Genomic DNA, 256 nt, shown 5'->3' on the forward strand with positions numbered 1-256 from the left:
GCTTGCGCGCTCTCGCCGTGTTCGGCCGACGTGCGTTCTTCGTGAACGGCTTCCTGCTGACCACGTCCTGTCTTGCGATTGCCGCGACCGCGCCGGCGTGATTCGTGTTTGCCGCTCGACTCGGCGATCGCCGCTTCGGCAACCTGCGCCTCGTACAGTTGTTCCGCCGATTCCGCCGCTTCGCTCGACTCGCTCGCGTGTTCGCCCGCTACGTTCGCCGCCGTGCTCCGATACACGTAGGCGCCGGATTTCTCGT

1 pseudogene is annotated in these 256 nt (G+C 66.0%); it reads right to left on the reverse strand.

From position 1 onward, the window contains the following. Positions 1 to 256, reverse strand: a pseudogene (locus SB771_RS35645) (NYN domain protein); the annotation flags it as partial.

Origin of the sequence: Burkholderia sp. SIMBA_051, assembly GCF_046534915.1 — a bacterium.
In the GTDB taxonomy this organism is placed as follows: Bacteria; Pseudomonadota; Gammaproteobacteria; order Burkholderiales; family Burkholderiaceae; genus Burkholderia; species Burkholderia ambifaria.